This is a genomic window from Cellulomonas sp. P5_C6, assembly GCF_054049635.1.
Genome location: NZ_JBFULZ010000002.1, coordinates 1 through 14,274, shown reverse-complemented (window position 1 = coordinate 14,274; position 14,274 = coordinate 1). Strand labels below are relative to the sequence as shown.

Genomic DNA, 14,274 nt, shown 5'->3' with positions numbered 1-14,274 from the left:
GTCAGTATCCGCAGTGCGTCAGAAGCCAGTCCAGGGCGGCCGGCGCGGCGCTGAGCACGGAGACGTGCCCGTCACCGGGCCGCAGCCAGAGCTCGGCCGACGGGATCCGCTCGGCCAGCCACTCGCTGTGGCTCGCGGGCACCACGCGGTCGGCGTCGCCGTGCAGCACGAGCACGGGCACGCGGATGTCGGCCGGGTCGAAGCCCCAGTCGGCGACGTAGGCGAGGTCGTCGTCGACCATCCCGCCGATGCCGCCCTGCTGCGCCTCGCCCGCGATCCGGCCCAGCCAGCCCCACGGGCCCTCGAGGGCCTCGTGGTCCGCGGGCGTGAACATCTCGGGGTCGTACTCGGAGCCGGACAGCTCGTGCTCGAGGGCCGCGCGCCCGGCGACGGCCGCGCGCAGCTCGCGCGTCCCGGCGGGGTTGATGCCGGCGAACCAGTCGAGGTCGTCCGCGCCGAACGGAGCCGTCCCGGACCCGTCGACGGCCGCGAGCACCCGGTCCGGGAGCAGCGCCGCGCAGGCCAGGGCGTGCGGGCCGCCCCCGGAGTGGCCCAGCACCGCGAACCGGTCGATGCCGAGGGCGTCGGCGATCCCYGCGACGTCGCCCGCCGCGGACGCCACCGACCGGCCGGGGTGCGGGGTCGACCCGCCGTACCCGGGCCGGTCGTAGGAGATCCACCGGATGCTCGGGTCCAGCGGGAGCAGCGGCTCCGGCGGCGTGCCGACGTTCGGGGTGCCGTGATKCCAGAAGACGGTCAGCCGGGGCTGGTCGACGGGCACGTCGTACGCGCGTAGCGTCCGGCCGTCGGACAGCTCGACGAGCGTGGGGGCGACGGTCACCCGACGGCGTCGATCGCCTGCTGGATCAGGGCGGTGACCTCGTCGGGGTGGCTGATCATGGCGACGTGCGAGCTGTCGATCTCCACGACGGTCGCCCCGGCCCGCGCGCCCATGACCCGTTCCGCGCCGGGCGGGATGACCCGGTCGCCGGACGCGACCAGGTACCAGGACGGCAAGGTCTTCCACGCGGGAGGCCCGGACGGCTCCACCAGCGTCGCCAGGCTGGCGGGTCGCTGGGAGACGGCCATCGCCGCGGCCAGCTCGGCGGGCAGGTCCTGGCAGAACACCTGGGGGAAGATCTCGACCTTGAGGTAGGCGTCGCCGTTGCCCTCGCCCGCGTCGGGGAACGGGCGGATGTCCACCACCTGCGTGAGGTCCGGGGGCGGTCCGTCGCTGCCGAGGGCCGTGGCCGCACCGGCGGACTCGCCCTGCTCGAGCGCGAAGGCCGCGATGTAGACGAGCGCCTTGACGTTCGGCGCGCCGACCGCCGCGTTGGTGATGACCGCGCCGCCGTACGAGTGCCCGACGAGGACGACGTCGCCCTCGATCGTCGACAGGAACGAGCGGACGTACGCGGCGTCGCCCGAGACGCTGCGCAGCGGGTTGGCGGGAGCGTAGGAGGCGTACCCGGCCGCCGTCAGGCGGGTGATGACACCGCCCCAGCCGGAGGCGTCGGCAAATGCTCCGTGGATCAGGACGACGGTGGGGCTCATGGGTCGGTTCCCTTCGCGCGACGGCACGTGTCGGCCCCAGTGTTCCGAACGCGGACCCCGGCGCGAAAGGTGCATGTCCGCGACGCCTTCGGTCGGAAGGAGCACGCCGCGCGCTATCTTGCGTGCACCGGACCCTCGTCGAAGGAGCACGTGCGCTCGATGGCTTCGCCCCAGGGACTCGCGCCCTCCACCCGCACGCTCCTGTTCTTCTCCGCCGCGATCGTCACGCTCGCCGGGCTCCACGCCGCCCGCGACGTGCTCGCTCCCCTGTTCCTGGCGGCGGTGCTCGTCATCATCGTGCACCCCATCCGGCACCCGTTGGAGCGGCGGGGCTGGCACCGCGCGGCCGCCACCACGATGGTCATCGTCGTCGTGTACCTGATCCTGCTCGCGCTGATCGCCATGCTGGTGTTCGCCGGCATCCAGTTCGGCGGGCTCGTCCAGGACTACCTGACGGAGCTGCAGTCGTCGATCACCGACGTCACCGCGTGGCTCGCGTCGATCGGTGTGGACCAGGACGCGGTCAACTCCATCACGGACGCCCTGCAGCCGTCGCAGCTGCTGGGGGTTGCGACGAAGTTCGGCGGGGCCGTGGTCGGCGTCCTGACGACGCTGTTCGTCGTCGTGACCTACGTGATCTTCATGTCCGTCGACGCGGCCCGCTACGACGGCGCGCACGTGCAGTTCGGCGACACGCAGGCCGGCGTGCTCGGGCGGGCCACCACGTTCAACATCGGCGTCCGCCGCTACTTCGTCGTCAGCGCGTCCTTCGGTGCGGTCGTCGCGGTCGTCGACGGGCTCGCGCTCTGGGCGCTCGGGGTCCCCGCGCCGGCCGTCTGGGCGATCCTCGCGTTCGTCACCAACTTCATCCCGAACATCGGGTTCGTCATCGGCGTCATCCCCCCCACCCTGCTCGCGTTCGTGGTGGGCGGCTGGCCGCTGGCGCTCGCGGTGGTCGCGATCTACAGCGCCGTCAACGTGACGCTGCAGGTGCTGATCCAGCCGAAGTTCGTGGCCGACGCCGTGAACATCACGCTGACGCTGAGCTTCGTGTCGGTGCTGTTCTGGACGTTCATCATCGGGCCGCTCGGCGCGATCCTCGCCGTGCCGCTCACGCTCCTGACCCGGGCCGTCCTGCTGCAGGGCGGTCCGCAGACCGCCTGGTACTCGTGGCTGTCCGGCGAGGACCTGCCGAAGGCCGTGGAGCCGGCGGCCGAGGTGCCGGCGGTCGAGGAACCCGAGCCGGAGCGCGTCGCCGGCTGAGCCGCGTGTGGGCGTTCGGGCCTAGCGTTCGGGTCATGGCCTCCGACGTCGTCGAGATCCCCCTGCACGGACGGTTCGACCTTGCGCAGAGCATCCGCTTCGGGTTCGGCCAGCGGGACGCCGCCGACGGGTCCGTGATGCGGCTCGCGTTCTGCCTCGACGGGTATCGCACGCAGGTCGCCGCCGCGGTCACGCAGCCCTCCGCGGCGGTCCTGCGCTGCGAGGTCCAGGGCGGGGCCGACCCCGCCCTCGTGGCGGCGCACGTCGCGCGGGTGCTCTCCGTGGACGTCGACGCGACGGGGTACGACGAGCTGGGCGCGCGCGACCCGCTGGTCGGTGCGGTCCAGTCCCGCCGGCCGGGTCTGCGTCCGCCCCTGTTCTACTCGGCCTACGAGGCGCTGCTGTGGTCGGTCCTGTCCGCACGTCGACCCCTGCGCCAGATGATCGCGGTCCGCGCGGCGCTGTCGCAGGCGCACGGCCGGGTGTTCGACGTGGCCGGCGAGCAGCTCGCCGCCGTCCCGCTGCCCGAGGCCGTGCTCGCGCTGGCCGAGTTCCCCGGCATCCCGGAGCCCAAGCTGCACCGGATGCGCGGCGTCGCGCAGGCCGCGCTCGACGGTCGGCTCGACACCGCGACCCTCCGCGCCCAGGACCCGGCCGACACCGCGACGCAGCTGCAGCGGCTGGAGGGGATCGGCCCGTTCTACTCCGAGCTGGTCACGGTCCGAGCGCTCGGGCACACCGACGAGCTTCCGGTGAACGAGCCGATGGTCCGGGCCGCCGCGGCGCGCGCGCTCGGCGAGGAGGAGCCCCTGTCGCCCGAGCGGTTGGCGGAGGTGGCGCAGGCGTGGCGGCCCTGGCGGACCTGGGTCGCGGTCGCGATGCGCGCGTCCGGGGTCTGACCGGCTACGGCTGCGCCGGGAACGCCCGCTGGGACACCAGGATGACGACGAGGCTCGCGGCCACGAGGCCGGCGCCGACGTAGGGCAGGGCGCCGAGCCCGGGTCCGACGAGCACGAGGGCGCCGAGGGCCGCGCCGCCGCCGATGCCGATGTTCGCGGTCGAGTTCACCAGCGCGCCGATGATGTCGGGCGAGCCGCCGCGGGTACGGATCGCGGCCGTCTGGAACACCGAGGCCATCGCGCCGAAGGACCCGCACCAGACCGCGCCGGCGACGAGCACCCAGGTCGTCGTCGGGAACGCCAGGCCGAGCCCGACCAGGCCCAGGGCCATGCCCGCGTGGACGACGACGGTGCCGCGCCGCGGGTGCCGGTCCAGGGCGGTGGCGGCGTACGCGGTGCCCAGCAGCCCGACGGCCCCGAGGCCGAGCAGGACCGGGCCGACCGCCGTCTCGCGCAGGCCGGTGGCCAGCAGGATCACCGAGATGTAGGTGTAGACGACGTACTGGCCGAGGTACGTGAGCGTGTTGGAGGCCGACACGATCCCGAGCCGGGCGCGGCGTGCGGTCTGCGTGTCGTCGGCGTGCGGGGCGTCGTCGGACGAGACGCCGGGCAGCAGCGTGGCGACGAGGACCGTGGCGATCCCGCAGGCCGCGGCCAGGACGAGGAACCCGTTGCGCCACCCGACGGCGATGCCCAGGGCGGTGGACAGCGGCACGCCGAGCACGAGACCGGCCGAGGCCCCGGCCGTCACGAGCGCGAGCGCCCGGCCCGTGACCTGCGGCGACACCAGCCGGGACGCGTACCCGATGCTCAGCGAGAAGAACAGCGCGTGCGCGATGCCGCCCAGCGCGCGCCCGGCGGCGACGACGCCGAACGTGGGTGCGACGCCGACGAGCACGTTGCTGGCCGTGTAGGCGGCGAGCGTCACCAGCAGCAGCCCCTTGCGGGGCAGCCGCCGGGTGCCGAGGGTCAGGGGGATCGCGAGCACCGCGACCATGAACGCGTAGACGGTGACCAGCAGGCCGGCGATCGACTCGGTCACGCCGAGGTCGGCGCTCATCTGCGGCAGCAGCCCGACGGGCACCAGCTCCGTGGTGATGGCCACGAAGGTGGCCAGCGTGAGCGCGACCAGCCCCCCGGTCGCGGCGCGCAGCGACCCGGGCTGCCACGTGGTCTGGTCCGTCCGGGTCACGTCCAGATGCTCGCACGAGCCTGTGACGCCGTCAGAGCGGTCGCTGCCACTCGGCGTCGACGCTCGCCTGGCGGAACCCGAGCGCCACGTTGATGGCGAGCATGTGCCGGTTCTCCTGCGCGTTCCAGGTGTGGATGCGGGCCGCCTGCGGGCGGACGGCCGGGAGGGCGTCGAGGACCGCGATCTTCGCGAGCATGCCGAGCCCGTGGCCGCGGTGCTCGCGCAGCACGAGGGTGTCGCCCTGGAAGACGACCGCCGGCTTGCCCACGGGGTACTCGACCTCGGAGAACCCGGCAAGCGTGCCGCTGGGCACGTGCTCGACGACCGCCGAGAGGAAGCCCTGCCCGCGCTCGTGCACGTCGTCGGCGGCGGCCCGGACCCGGTCGGCGTCCCAGGGGTCCTCGGTGAGCTCGAGCCCGGCGTGCGGCGCGTCGGTGCTCATCCGCGTCCGCAGGACGGCGAGCTGGTCGATCCAACGCTCGTCGTAGGCGTCCCGCATGGTGTGGACGCGGTAGTCGGCGCCGGGGTTCTGTCGCAGCGGGTCGACGACCGCCGCGGGGACCGGGAGGTCGAGCACGGAGCGCCGGACCACCTGCTCCAGCGTGAAGCCGCGGGACAGCGCGAACCGGGTCGCGTCGTGGTCGGCCGGGATGCGGCCGCTGCCGGTCGGCGACGCGATCGCGTCCGGTCCCGGCGAGGGCTCGACGGCGTAGGACGAGTCCGACAGGACGACCCGACGGCCGGCCTCGCGCGCGAGCTGCAGCCCCGCATCGAACAGCGCGGACCCGATGCCCTGACGTCGCCACGCCGGGTGCACCCCGACGTAGACGACGGCGACGTGCGCGTTGCCCACCAGCGGCAGGCCGACCATCGCGCGGCCGACGACGTCGGTGGAGCCGCGGGGGACCGCGACGAGCCGGTGGACCTTGCGGTGGGGCTCGAGCAGCGTCGCGCGGGTGGTCGGGACGTCGAGCGCGAAGTCCGTCGTGCCGTGGATCTCGGCGTCGATGGCGTCGCCGACGAGGACCGATCCCTCGACGGTCCACGCGTCGGGGTGGTCGGGGTCGGCGGGGACGGCGACGATGTCGATCATCCGGTCAGCCTCGTCGGAGCCCCCGCCCAGCGGCAACGTGAATGCGTCAGCCCCGCACCAGGAACGCCGCGATGYGGTCGAACGCGCCGTTCCAGGCGTGCTCGGCGAAGAAGTCGCGCACCTCGACGGACGGGAACCCGGTCTGCACGACGCTCATCAGGGTGCCGCCGTCGACCGCCTCGAACGTGACCTCGATGTGCGTGGTCATGGTCATGCCGTCGGGGCTGCTGCCGGACGACTCGGTGACCAGGCGGTGCGGGCGGTCGATGACGAGGAACGTCTGGGTCTCGCGGAACAGACTGTCGGCGTCCCGGCCCCAGACGGCGGTCTGCCGGCCGCCGACCCTCAGGTCCACGGTGATCTCGACGATGCCGGGTGTGGTGTCGAGGATCGAGAACCAGATCGTCTGCTTCTCCTGGTCGGTGTAGGCGTCGAACACCTCCTCCGGCGTCGCGGGAAGGACGCGGGTGGTGCGCAGCTCGAGGGTGTCGGTGGTGGTCATCGGTCCGTGCCTCTCTGGAGGGTGAAGTAGGCCTCGAGACCGTCGAGCCGACGCTCCCAGAGCCGCTGGTAGAAGGAGATCCATGCCATGGCGTCGTCCAGTCGCTCCTCCCCGAGCCGGCACTGCCGCGAACGGCCGACCTTCTCGGTGGTGACCAGGCCGGCGTCCTCGAGGACCTGGACGTGCTTCTTCATGCCGGTGAGGCTCATCCCGTGCGGGCCGGCGAGCTCCCCGATGCTGGCGGGTCCCTGCCCGAGCCGGGTGAGGATGTCGCGCCGGGTCCCGTCGGCGAGGGCCGAGTAGATCCGGTCGAGAGTCTCATGCTGAACCATGTGGTTCACCATACGACACTGAACCGAATGGTGCAATGACTAGGATCGGCTCATGCGTGCGGTGCGAGGAAGGCTCGGGGCCGTCGTCGCGCTGCTCGTCGCCATCGGCCTCGCGCTGTCCGCGCTCGCGGGGCTCGGCTCGCGCCCGGCGGCGATCCCGGCGGAGGGTCCCTGGCTCGTGACCCTCCAGTACCCCGACGGCGACTGGAGCGGCTGCCTGGACGACCCGGCGCTGACCGAGGGGATCATGACGGCCGACCTGCCCGTCTCCCACGTCTCGGCGCAGACGGTCCCCGAGGCCACGCCGGTGGACCTACGCCGGGTCCTCGACTGCCTCTCCGGCGCGATGACCGGCGGCAGTGTCTCCGTCTCGACTGTCACGGGCTAGACGGAGCGCCCGCTCTCGCTCGCACCTCGCCGAGCACGGTCCGCAGCCGCTCGGCGACGTCGTCGGGCGTGCCGGCCGGCAGGTCGTCGACGTCGAACCAGGCCACCTGCTCGCTCTCGTCGCTGACCACGGGTGCCGACGACGCCGGTGCGTAGGCGACGAACCCGACGTCCCAGTGCACCCGGCAGGACCCGAACGCCGCCGCCAGCTCATGGCGGTGCAGGTCGGCGGGGAGCCGGCTCTCGAGTTGCGCATCGATCCCGCCCTCCTCGCGCGCCTCGCGCATCGCGGCGGCCGCCAACGACGCGTCGTCCGGCTCGAGGTGCCCGCCCAGCTGCACCCAGAACTGGCCTTTGCGGTGGAAGCAGAGCAGGACGCGCGCGTGGTCGGGCGTGAGCACGAAGCAGCTGGCGGTGAGGTGCTCGGGTGCAAGCGACCGGTCGACCGCGGCGGTGCCGGAGGCGGCGACGAAGGCCCGGTACTCGTCCAGCAGCACGCGCTGCGCGGCCGACGAGGGCGTCCAGGCGTCGAGCACGGCGGCGATCACCGGGGCAGCGTACGGTGCCTGGGGTGACGCTCGAACATCGCACCGAACGCCTGATCCTGCGCCGCTGGCGGCAGGAGGACAGGGAGCCGTTCGCGGAGCTGAACGCCGACCCCGAGGTGATGCGGTACTTCCCGGCGACGCTGTCGCGAGCCGAGAGCGACGCGATGGCGGACCGGATCGACCAGCGGATGCGCGAGAACGGCTGGGGCCTGTGGGCGCTGGAGGTCACGGCCGGTGAGCACGCCGGCCGGTTCGCGGGGTTCACCGGGCTGGCGCGGCCGGTGTGGGACATGTCGCTGACGGAGGTCGGCTGGCGGCTGCCGCGCTGGGCGTGGGGGTACGGGTACGCGACCGAGGCGGCACGGGAGGCGGTGCGGGTGGGTTTCGAGGAGTTCGGGCTCGACGAGATCGCCTCCTTCACGGTCCCGACGAACCTGCGCTCGCAGGCCGTGATGCGCCGGCTCGGGATGACCCGGGACCCCGCCGACGACTTCGACTGGCCGACGATCGCGGAGGGCCATCCCCTGCGGCGCACCGTCTACTACCGCCTGCGCCGGCAGGACTGGGTCTCGAGTGGCCGGTCGACAGACCCCGGGGGAGACTCACCGACGTGACGACCCCCAGCACGACGCCCGCCGAGCACCGCCTCGACCACGCCCCGCTCACGTCGACGGTGATCGTCAACGCCAACCGCGTCGAGGGTCTCGACGAGCTCCGCGCGCAGATCAGGGAGCAGCTGGCCGACGCCGGGTGGCCCGAGCCGGGGTGGCTGGAGACGACCGCTGAGGACCCCGGCACAGGCCAGGCCCGGCAGGCGGTGGCCGACGGCGCGGACGTGGTGTTCGTGGCCGGCGGCGACGGCACGGTCCGTGCCRCCATCGAGGGCCTGTCCGGCAGCGACTCCGCGCTCGCCGTCCTGCCCGGCGGCACCGGCAACCTGCTGGCGGCGAACCTGGAGATCCCGACGGACCCGGTCGAGGGCGTGCGCCTGGCGCTGGAGCGCGGCCGTCGGACCATCGACCTCGGGTACGTCGGCGACCAGGCGTTCGCGGTGATGGCCGGCATGGGCCTGGACGCGGCGATGGTCGACGACGCCCCGACCAAGCTCAAGGCCGTGCTCGGCCCGGTSGCCTACGTCTACTCGGCGCTCAAGCACCTGAACGACGCGGAGATGAAGGTCGAGGTCCAGGTCGACGACTACCCCGTCCTGCGCCGCCGGGCCCGCACGGTGGTCGTCGGCAACGTCGGACGCCTGCAGGGCGGCGTCAACCTGCTGCCCGACGCCGAGCCCGACAACGGCCAGATGGACGTCGCGGTGCTCGCGCCGCGCAACCTCGGTCACTGGATCCAGCTGGCGTTCGGCGTCCTGCGCCCGGGCCGCCACCGCGTGCCCAACATGGAGGTGCTGCGGGGGTCGCGGATCACCGTGACCAGCGACCGCCCCCAGCCCCGCCAGCTGGACGGCGACGTCATCGACCCGTCCGACACTCTCGACGTGACCGTCCGGCCCGACGCCCTGTGGGTGTGCGTGGCGGTGAGCGACGAGACCGGTTCGGCTCGGGAGCAGTGACGACGAAGCCCCGCCCGGCTCGAAGCCGGACGGGGCTGTCGTTGATGGTCAGGCGACCTTGGTGATGTCCTTGACGCCCGAGAACGAGACGACCGAGCCGGGGATGTCCTTCACCGTGAAGACCACGTTGCCGGTGTCACCGGTGGTGATGTCGAGGATCTCGGTCCCGTTCGTCTGAGTGACGCTGCCGAGGACGATGATCGCGTCGGTGTCGACGGCGGCCGAGTACTGACCGGCCGTGATCTCGTTGCCGACGAGCCAGTCGCCGTTGCCCAGCTGGTCCGGGGCGACACCGGGGACCTCGGCGGTGGAGACGATGGTCGAGCAGCCGTCGAAGGACACGACCGACCCGGCGACGTCCTGCACCGTGAAGATGACGGCACCCTCGTTCGCCGTACGGATGTCGAGGATGTCGTCGCCGTTCTTCTGCGTGACGCTGCACAGGTCGAAGAACGAGTCGTCGACCGTCGCCCGGTACTGACCGGCGGCGATGTCGGTCCCGACGATGTGGTCGCCGCCGGTGATGCCGGCCGGCGCCTCCTCCGCGGGGGCGGGTGCCGGGGTCTCAGTCTCGGCGGCGTCCTCGACGGCCGCCGCGACGGGCGCCTCGACGGTGGTGTCCGCAGTCGGCGCCGGGTCGTCGCCGCCGCCGTGGGTGGCGACGCTGAGGACGATGGCGAGTGCAGCGACGCCACCGATTCCGGTGAGGATCTTGTGGCGGCCGAACCAGTTGCGGTTGGCCTTCGCGACTGCCTTGGCCTCACGGGCCTGGCGCTTCGCGTCCGCCTTGGTGATCGGCGTCGACGGGTCGACGGGGACCTCGGGAAGGGGGCTCTCGGGGGTGGTCATGGTGCTCCTCTGTGGGTGTCGCGCGTGCCCGCGTGTGGGCGCGGCGTGGCAGCCCCGGGCGGGGCAAGGGACATCGCGTTGCCCCGGCGGCGCTCGGTCCGAGCGATCAGCAGAGGCGATTCCGCTCGGCATGAGCCGGTGCGGGGTCCGCCGGCTGCACTGGTGTGCGGTTCGGCGAATGACTCAACGTTATGTCACTTCCAAGGACGCCACGAGGGACAAAAGTCCCCCGACCTGGGGGTTCCTCAGCCCTGGGCCAGCTGCGCCACGTCGTCCCACTGCTCCCACGTGGCGATCCGCGAGGCGTAGTCGGCCTTCGCGGTGCCCAGCGGCGAGGCGCCGAAGAACACCCGCAGCGGCGGCTGCTCGGCGTCGACGACCCGCAGGATCGCCGCGGCCGACGACGTCGGGTCGCCGGGCGTCCCGATGCGCGTCGCGCGCGCCTCGGCCATCGCCGCCCGGGCCTCGTCGTAGGCCGCGATCGGGGTCGCGTGGCGGGCCGACGAGCCGCCCCAGTCCGTCGAGAAGCCGCCGGGCTCGACGAGGGTGACGTGGATGCCGAAGCCGGCGACCTCCTGGGCCAGTGCCTGGCTGAACCCCTCGAGCGCCCACTTCGACGCGTGGTAGGCGCCGATGTTGGGGAACGCAGAGATCCCGCCGATCGACGAGACCTGGATGATGTGCCCGCTGCCCTGCGCGCGCAGGAACGGCAGCGCGGCCTGGGTGACCCAGAAGGCGCCGAACAGGTTGGTCTCCATCTGGTCGCGCAGCTCCGCCTCGGAGAGCTCCTCGGTGAAGCCGAACTGGCCGTAGCCGGCGTTGTTGACGACGACGTCGAGCCGCCCGAAGTGGTCGTGCGCCTGCGCCACGGCCGCGAAGTCGGCGGCGCGGTCCGTGACGTCGAGGGCGATCGGCAGGACGGCGTCGCCGAACCGCTCGACCAGCCCGTCGAGCGAGGAGACGTCCCGCGCGGTGGCAGCCACGCGGTCGCCGCGCTCGAGGGCGGCGGTCGCCCACTCCAGGCCGAAGCCGCGGGACGTGCCGGTGAGGAACCAGGTCTTCTGTGTCATGCCGACGACGCTAGGACGTCGAGTGCGCTCGAACGCAAGTCAGAGCTCGTCGTGCGGCACGACGAGAACCGGGACCGGCGAGTGCCGGATGATCTTCGTCGCGTTGGTCCCCAGGAAGACCCGGCGCAGGGCGCTCGCGCTGGACGACCCGAGGACGAGCAGCTCGTTCGGGGTCCAGTCGACCGAGGTGAGCGCCTCGGACCAGCTGGTGCCGGTGGCGACCACGAGGGCGACGTCGTCGTCGAGCGCGTCACCGAGCCGGGCCCGCAGCGCGGCCTGCGCCTCGACCATCTGCGCGCGCCACTGCTCGTTCACCTCGGACTCGATGTCGGTGCCGATCTCGGGCGGGTACATCGTCGCGGACCGGACGCCGAACGAGCAGACCCGCAGCTGCACGTCGATCTCGCGCGTCAGGCGGGCTGCCCAGCGGACGGCCGCGCCGGCGAGGTGGGAGCCGCTGAACGAGCAGGTGAGACGGTGCGCGGCGACGCCCGTCGGGCCCGGGACGCAGCGGTAGGACTTCGGGGCGATCGCCAGCGGGACCGGTGACGAGTGCAGCAGGTAGTCGGCCGTCGACCCCACGACGACCCGGCCCTCGGGCCCGTCCGGCGACGAGCCGAGCACCAGGGCGGTCGCGTCCCGGGACTCCGCGAGGGCGGCGAGCGACCGGGGCGTCGAGCGCTCGTGGAGCCGGACGAACTCGATGGTCAGACCCTCGGCGCGGTCCTCGAGGAACTCCAGCGCCGCGGCCTCGGCCTCGTCGGCACGCGCCTGGACCCACTCCTGCATCTCGCCGTCCACCTTGGCCATGGACGGGAACACCCACCCGGGTGGCACGACGGTGGCGATGACGAGGACGTTCGCGCCCGTGGCCTCCGGCAGCGTGCGCGCGAGCGTGACCCCCAGGTCGATCGCGCCGTGGGCGTCCCCGAACGGGTTGGCGCCGACGACGATCGTCACCGCACGTCCTCGTCCTGCAGGATCCCCAGCTCGATCGCGCGTTCGAGCACGGAGTGTCGTCGGCCCCACAGGAAGTAGAACGCCAGCACGACGCTGAGCCAGAGCAGGAACCACGCGTAGGTGTACCAGTGCAGGCCGGACAGGATGTAGAGGCAGGCGGCGATGGCGAGCACCGGCGTGACCGGGTAGCCGGGGACCTTGAAGCCGCGGGGCAGGTCGGGCCGAGTCCGGCGCAGGATGAGCACGCCGAGGGACACCACGATGAACGCGGCCAGGGTGCCGATGGACACGAGGTCCCACAGGTAGTCGAGGGGGATGAACGCGGCGAGCAGGCCGACGACGATCGCGACGATCACCGTGTTGTTGACCGGCGTGTGCGTGCGGGGGCTGACCTTGGCGAACTGCTTGGGCAGCAGCCCGTCGCGACCGATCGCGAACAGGATGCGCGTCTGCCCGTACATCGTCACCAGGGTCACGGAGAAGATCGAGATGACCGCGCCGGCGGACAGGATCGTCCCCGGCCAGCTCGCGCCGACGACGTCCTGCAGGATCTTGGCCAGCCCGGCCTCGCCCTGCGCGGCGTCGCCGAACTCCTGCCAGGGCTGGGTGCCCAGGGCGGACACGGCGACGAGGACGTAGATGGTGGTGACGATCGCCAGGGCCCCGAGGATCGCGCGCGGCATCGTCCTCTGCGGGTCCCGGACCTCGTCCCCGGCGGTCGAGACGGCGTCGAGGCCGATGAACGTGAAGAAGATCGTGCCCGCCGCGGCGGTGATCCCGGCGACGCCCTTGGGGGCGAAGTCCGAGAAGTTGTCGGCGTTGAAGCCGGTGAACGCGATCGCCACGAACATCACCAGGACCGCCAGCTTGATCACGACCATGGTGGCGTTGACCTTGGCGGACTCGGACGCGCCCCTGATCAGCAGCAGCGCGCACATCGCGACCAGGAACAGCGCCGGCAGGTTGATGATCCCGGGGTCGGCGTCCCACGGCGCCGCCGAGAGGACGTTCGGGATCTGCCACCCGACGAGGTTGTGCAGCAACTGGTTGAGGTAGCCGCTCCAGCCGACCGCGACCGCCGCGGTCGAGACGCCGTACTCGAGGAGCAGGCAGGCCGCGACGCCCATCGCCACCACCTCGCCGAGCGTCGCGTACGCGTAGGAGTAGGTGGAGCCGGAGACGGGGACGGCCGACGCCATCTCCGCGTAGGACAGCGCCGAGAGCCCGGCCGCCAGGCCCGCGAGCAGGAACGAGATGATCACCGCGGGGCCGGCGTCGGGGACCGCCTCGTGCATGACGAAGAAGACACCCGTACCGACGGTCGAGCCGACGCCGAACATCATGAGCGTGAACGTGCCGAGCGACCGTTCGAGGCCCTCGCTCGACGTCACCGTCGCCGCGGTGATCGGCTTCTTGCGCCAGATCTGTGCTCTGAGGGACACCTGCGGAACGCTCATGGGGCGGGCCTCTCCGAGGGGGCCCACGTGCCCGGGCCGTCGCCGTGTGTCCTGGCAACCGTAAGAGGAGCCCGTACCGGGAGCAATCTGACAGCCGAGACGGTCGCCCAAACCGCCCACGACGGGGCAGGTTCCTCGCTACTGTCCGCGCATGATCACTTCACTCGCCACCGAGGTGGCCACCACGACGACGTCCGCCGGGAACCTCATCGGCATCTATGTCGGGGCCATCATCGTCAGCTACCTGATCTACTCCTTCGCGCTCCTCGGCGTCTTCAGGAAGGCCGACGAGCCCGTGTGGCAGGCGTTCATCCCGATCTGGTCCACGATCGTCCTGATCAAGGTCTCGGGTCGCCCGATCTGGTGGATCATCCTGCTCCTGATCCCGATCGTGAACATCGTCATCGCGGTCCTGATCTACCACGGCCTGTCGACCTCGTTCGGCCACGGCGCCGGCTTCACGGTCGGGCTGCTCTTCCTCAGCATCATCTTCCTGTACATCCTCGGCTACGACTCCAAGCCGTACGTCGGTTCCACCGGCGGCGAGCCCTTCGCGGGGTACGCCACCGCCTGAGCGCGTCCTGAGACGGCCGCACCC

17 protein-coding genes are annotated in these 14,274 nt (G+C 72.4%); 6 read left to right on the top strand and 11 right to left on the bottom strand.

All coding sequences use genetic code 11. From position 1 onward, the window contains the following. Position 1 precedes the first annotated feature (1 nt). Both ACXJKG_RS00455 and ACXJKG_RS00450 read right to left on the bottom strand, forming a co-directional pair. A complete protein-coding gene (locus ACXJKG_RS00455) occupies positions 2-841 on the bottom strand; it encodes an alpha/beta fold hydrolase (RefSeq protein WP_456843787.1) in 840 nt (279 codons plus the stop codon). After that, positions 838-1,554, bottom strand: coding sequence for an alpha/beta fold hydrolase (locus ACXJKG_RS00450; protein WP_456843786.1), 717 nt, complete (start codon positions 1,552-1,554; stop codon positions 838-840). Before ACXJKG_RS00450 ends, ACXJKG_RS00455 begins: the two co-directional genes overlap by 4 nt. Positions 1,555-1,713: 159 nt before the next feature. On the opposite strand from ACXJKG_RS00450, the gene ACXJKG_RS00445 reads away from it, so the two are divergent. Together ACXJKG_RS00445 and ACXJKG_RS00440 are read left to right on the top strand one after the other, a co-directional pair. Beyond that, the gene (locus ACXJKG_RS00445; RefSeq protein ID WP_456843785.1) at positions 1,714-2,817 is read left to right on the top strand and encodes an AI-2E family transporter; all 1,104 of its coding nucleotides are present in this window, start codon (positions 1,714-1,716) and stop codon (positions 2,815-2,817) included. Positions 2,818-2,852: 35 nt separating this feature from the next. After that, positions 2,853-3,716, top strand: coding sequence for a DNA-3-methyladenine glycosylase family protein (locus ACXJKG_RS00440; RefSeq protein WP_456843784.1), 864 nt, complete (start codon positions 2,853-2,855; stop codon positions 3,714-3,716). 4 nt (positions 3,717-3,720) lie between these two features. Here ACXJKG_RS00440 and ACXJKG_RS00435 read toward each other — a convergent pair whose 3' ends face one another. The 4 genes from ACXJKG_RS00435 to ACXJKG_RS00420 are packed head-to-tail and all read right to left on the bottom strand — an operon-like array spanning position 3,721 to position 6,835. Then, positions 3,721-4,908 carry an MFS transporter gene (locus ACXJKG_RS00435; RefSeq protein WP_456843783.1) on the bottom strand — a complete coding sequence of 396 codons (1,188 nt, stop codon included), beginning with the start codon at positions 4,906-4,908 and terminating at the stop codon, positions 3,721-3,723. A gap of 31 nt (positions 4,909-4,939) precedes the next feature. Next, positions 4,940-6,001 carry an N-acetyltransferase family protein gene (locus tag ACXJKG_RS00430; RefSeq protein WP_456843782.1) on the bottom strand — a complete coding sequence of 354 codons (1,062 nt, stop codon included), beginning with the start codon at positions 5,999-6,001 and terminating at the stop codon, positions 4,940-4,942. Between the two features lie 46 nt (positions 6,002-6,047). Continuing rightward, positions 6,048-6,503: an SRPBCC family protein gene (locus ACXJKG_RS00425; RefSeq protein WP_456843781.1), complete on the bottom strand. Its 456-nt coding sequence runs from the start codon at positions 6,501-6,503 to the stop codon at positions 6,048-6,050. Continuing rightward, positions 6,500-6,835 carry an ArsR/SmtB family transcription factor gene (locus tag ACXJKG_RS00420; RefSeq protein WP_456843780.1) on the bottom strand — a complete coding sequence of 112 codons (336 nt, stop codon included), beginning with the start codon at positions 6,833-6,835 and terminating at the stop codon, positions 6,500-6,502. Before ACXJKG_RS00420 ends, ACXJKG_RS00425 begins: the two co-directional genes overlap by 4 nt. Positions 6,836-6,887: 52 nt before the next feature. Between ACXJKG_RS00420 and ACXJKG_RS00415 the strand changes: the two genes are divergently transcribed. Beyond that, the gene (locus tag ACXJKG_RS00415; RefSeq protein ID WP_456843779.1) at positions 6,888-7,223 is read left to right on the top strand and encodes a hypothetical protein; all 336 of its coding nucleotides are present in this window, start codon (positions 6,888-6,890) and stop codon (positions 7,221-7,223) included. Here the strand turns inward: ACXJKG_RS00415 and ACXJKG_RS00410 are convergent. After that, positions 7,213-7,770 carry an NUDIX hydrolase gene (locus ACXJKG_RS00410; protein WP_456843778.1) on the bottom strand — a complete coding sequence of 186 codons (558 nt, stop codon included), beginning with the start codon at positions 7,768-7,770 and terminating at the stop codon, positions 7,213-7,215. The two genes, ACXJKG_RS00415 and ACXJKG_RS00410, sit on opposite strands and share 11 nt — an antisense overlap. 23 nt (positions 7,771-7,793) lie before the next feature. On the opposite strand from ACXJKG_RS00410, the gene ACXJKG_RS00405 reads away from it, so the two are divergent. Further along, positions 7,794-8,384 carry a GNAT family N-acetyltransferase gene (locus ACXJKG_RS00405; protein WP_456843777.1) on the top strand — a complete coding sequence of 197 codons (591 nt, stop codon included), beginning with the start codon at positions 7,794-7,796 and terminating at the stop codon, positions 8,382-8,384. Next, a complete protein-coding gene (locus ACXJKG_RS00400; protein ID WP_456843776.1) occupies positions 8,381-9,340 on the top strand; it encodes a diacylglycerol/lipid kinase family protein in 960 nt (319 codons plus the stop codon). The genes ACXJKG_RS00405 and ACXJKG_RS00400 overlap by 4 nt, the downstream gene beginning before the upstream one ends. A gap of 48 nt (positions 9,341-9,388) precedes the next feature. Here the strand turns inward: ACXJKG_RS00400 and ACXJKG_RS00395 are convergent, their stop codons facing one another. From ACXJKG_RS00395 to ACXJKG_RS00380, 4 genes are all read right to left on the bottom strand, one after another. Beyond that, entirely contained in the window at positions 9,389-10,189 is an 801-nt protein-coding gene (locus ACXJKG_RS00395; protein WP_456843775.1) for a hypothetical protein, read from the bottom strand. Positions 10,190-10,434: 245 nt separating this feature from the next. Beyond that, complete coding sequence (locus tag ACXJKG_RS00390) at positions 10,435-11,259, bottom strand: SDR family oxidoreductase (RefSeq protein WP_456843774.1); 825 nt, start codon at positions 11,257-11,259, stop codon at positions 10,435-10,437. 39 nt (positions 11,260-11,298) lie between these two features. After that, on the bottom strand, positions 11,299-12,219 hold the full coding sequence (locus ACXJKG_RS00385) for a universal stress protein (RefSeq protein ID WP_456843773.1): 921 nt from the start codon (positions 12,217-12,219) through the stop codon (positions 11,299-11,301). Next, the gene (locus tag ACXJKG_RS00380) at positions 12,216-13,676 is read right to left on the bottom strand and encodes an APC family permease (RefSeq protein WP_456843772.1); all 1,461 of its coding nucleotides are present in this window, start codon (positions 13,674-13,676) and stop codon (positions 12,216-12,218) included. Before ACXJKG_RS00380 ends, ACXJKG_RS00385 begins: the two co-directional genes overlap by 4 nt. Before the next feature lie 151 nt (positions 13,677-13,827). Here ACXJKG_RS00380 and ACXJKG_RS00375 point away from each other — a divergent pair, with 151 nt between their 5' ends. Further along, positions 13,828-14,250, top strand: a complete 423-nt coding sequence (locus ACXJKG_RS00375) for a DUF5684 domain-containing protein (RefSeq protein WP_456843771.1) — start codon at positions 13,828-13,830, stop codon at positions 14,248-14,250. Positions 14,251-14,274: the final 24 nt, after the last annotated feature.

What these genes read in the sequence shown, in the direction of transcription:
- ACXJKG_RS00450 (WP_456843786.1), bottom strand. Translation starts at nt 1,554, where the DNA reads ATGAGCCCCACCGTCGTCCTGATCCACGGAGCATTTGCCGACGCCTCC.
- ACXJKG_RS00445 (WP_456843785.1), top strand. Translation starts at nt 1,714, where the DNA reads ATGGCTTCGCCCCAGGGACTCGCGCCCTCCACCCGCACGCTCCTGTTC.
- ACXJKG_RS00440 (WP_456843784.1), top strand. Translation starts at nt 2,853, where the DNA reads ATGGCCTCCGACGTCGTCGAGATCCCCCTGCACGGACGGTTCGACCTT.
- ACXJKG_RS00430 (WP_456843782.1), bottom strand. Translation starts at nt 6,001, where the DNA reads ATGATCGACATCGTCGCCGTCCCCGCCGACCCCGACCACCCCGACGCG.
- ACXJKG_RS00420 (WP_456843780.1), bottom strand. Translation starts at nt 6,835, where the DNA reads ATGGTTCAGCATGAGACTCTCGACCGGATCTACTCGGCCCTCGCCGAC.
- ACXJKG_RS00415 (WP_456843779.1), top strand. Translation starts at nt 6,888, where the DNA reads ATGCGTGCGGTGCGAGGAAGGCTCGGGGCCGTCGTCGCGCTGCTCGTC.
- ACXJKG_RS00395 (WP_456843775.1), bottom strand. Translation starts at nt 10,189, where the DNA reads ATGACCACCCCCGAGAGCCCCCTTCCCGAGGTCCCCGTCGACCCGTCG.
- ACXJKG_RS00390 (WP_456843774.1), bottom strand. Translation starts at nt 11,259, where the DNA reads ATGACACAGAAGACCTGGTTCCTCACCGGCACGTCCCGCGGCTTCGGC.
- ACXJKG_RS00380 (WP_456843772.1), bottom strand. Translation starts at nt 13,676, where the DNA reads ATGAGCGTTCCGCAGGTGTCCCTCAGAGCACAGATCTGGCGCAAGAAG.
- ACXJKG_RS00375 (WP_456843771.1), top strand. Translation starts at nt 13,828, where the DNA reads ATGATCACTTCACTCGCCACCGAGGTGGCCACCACGACGACGTCCGCC.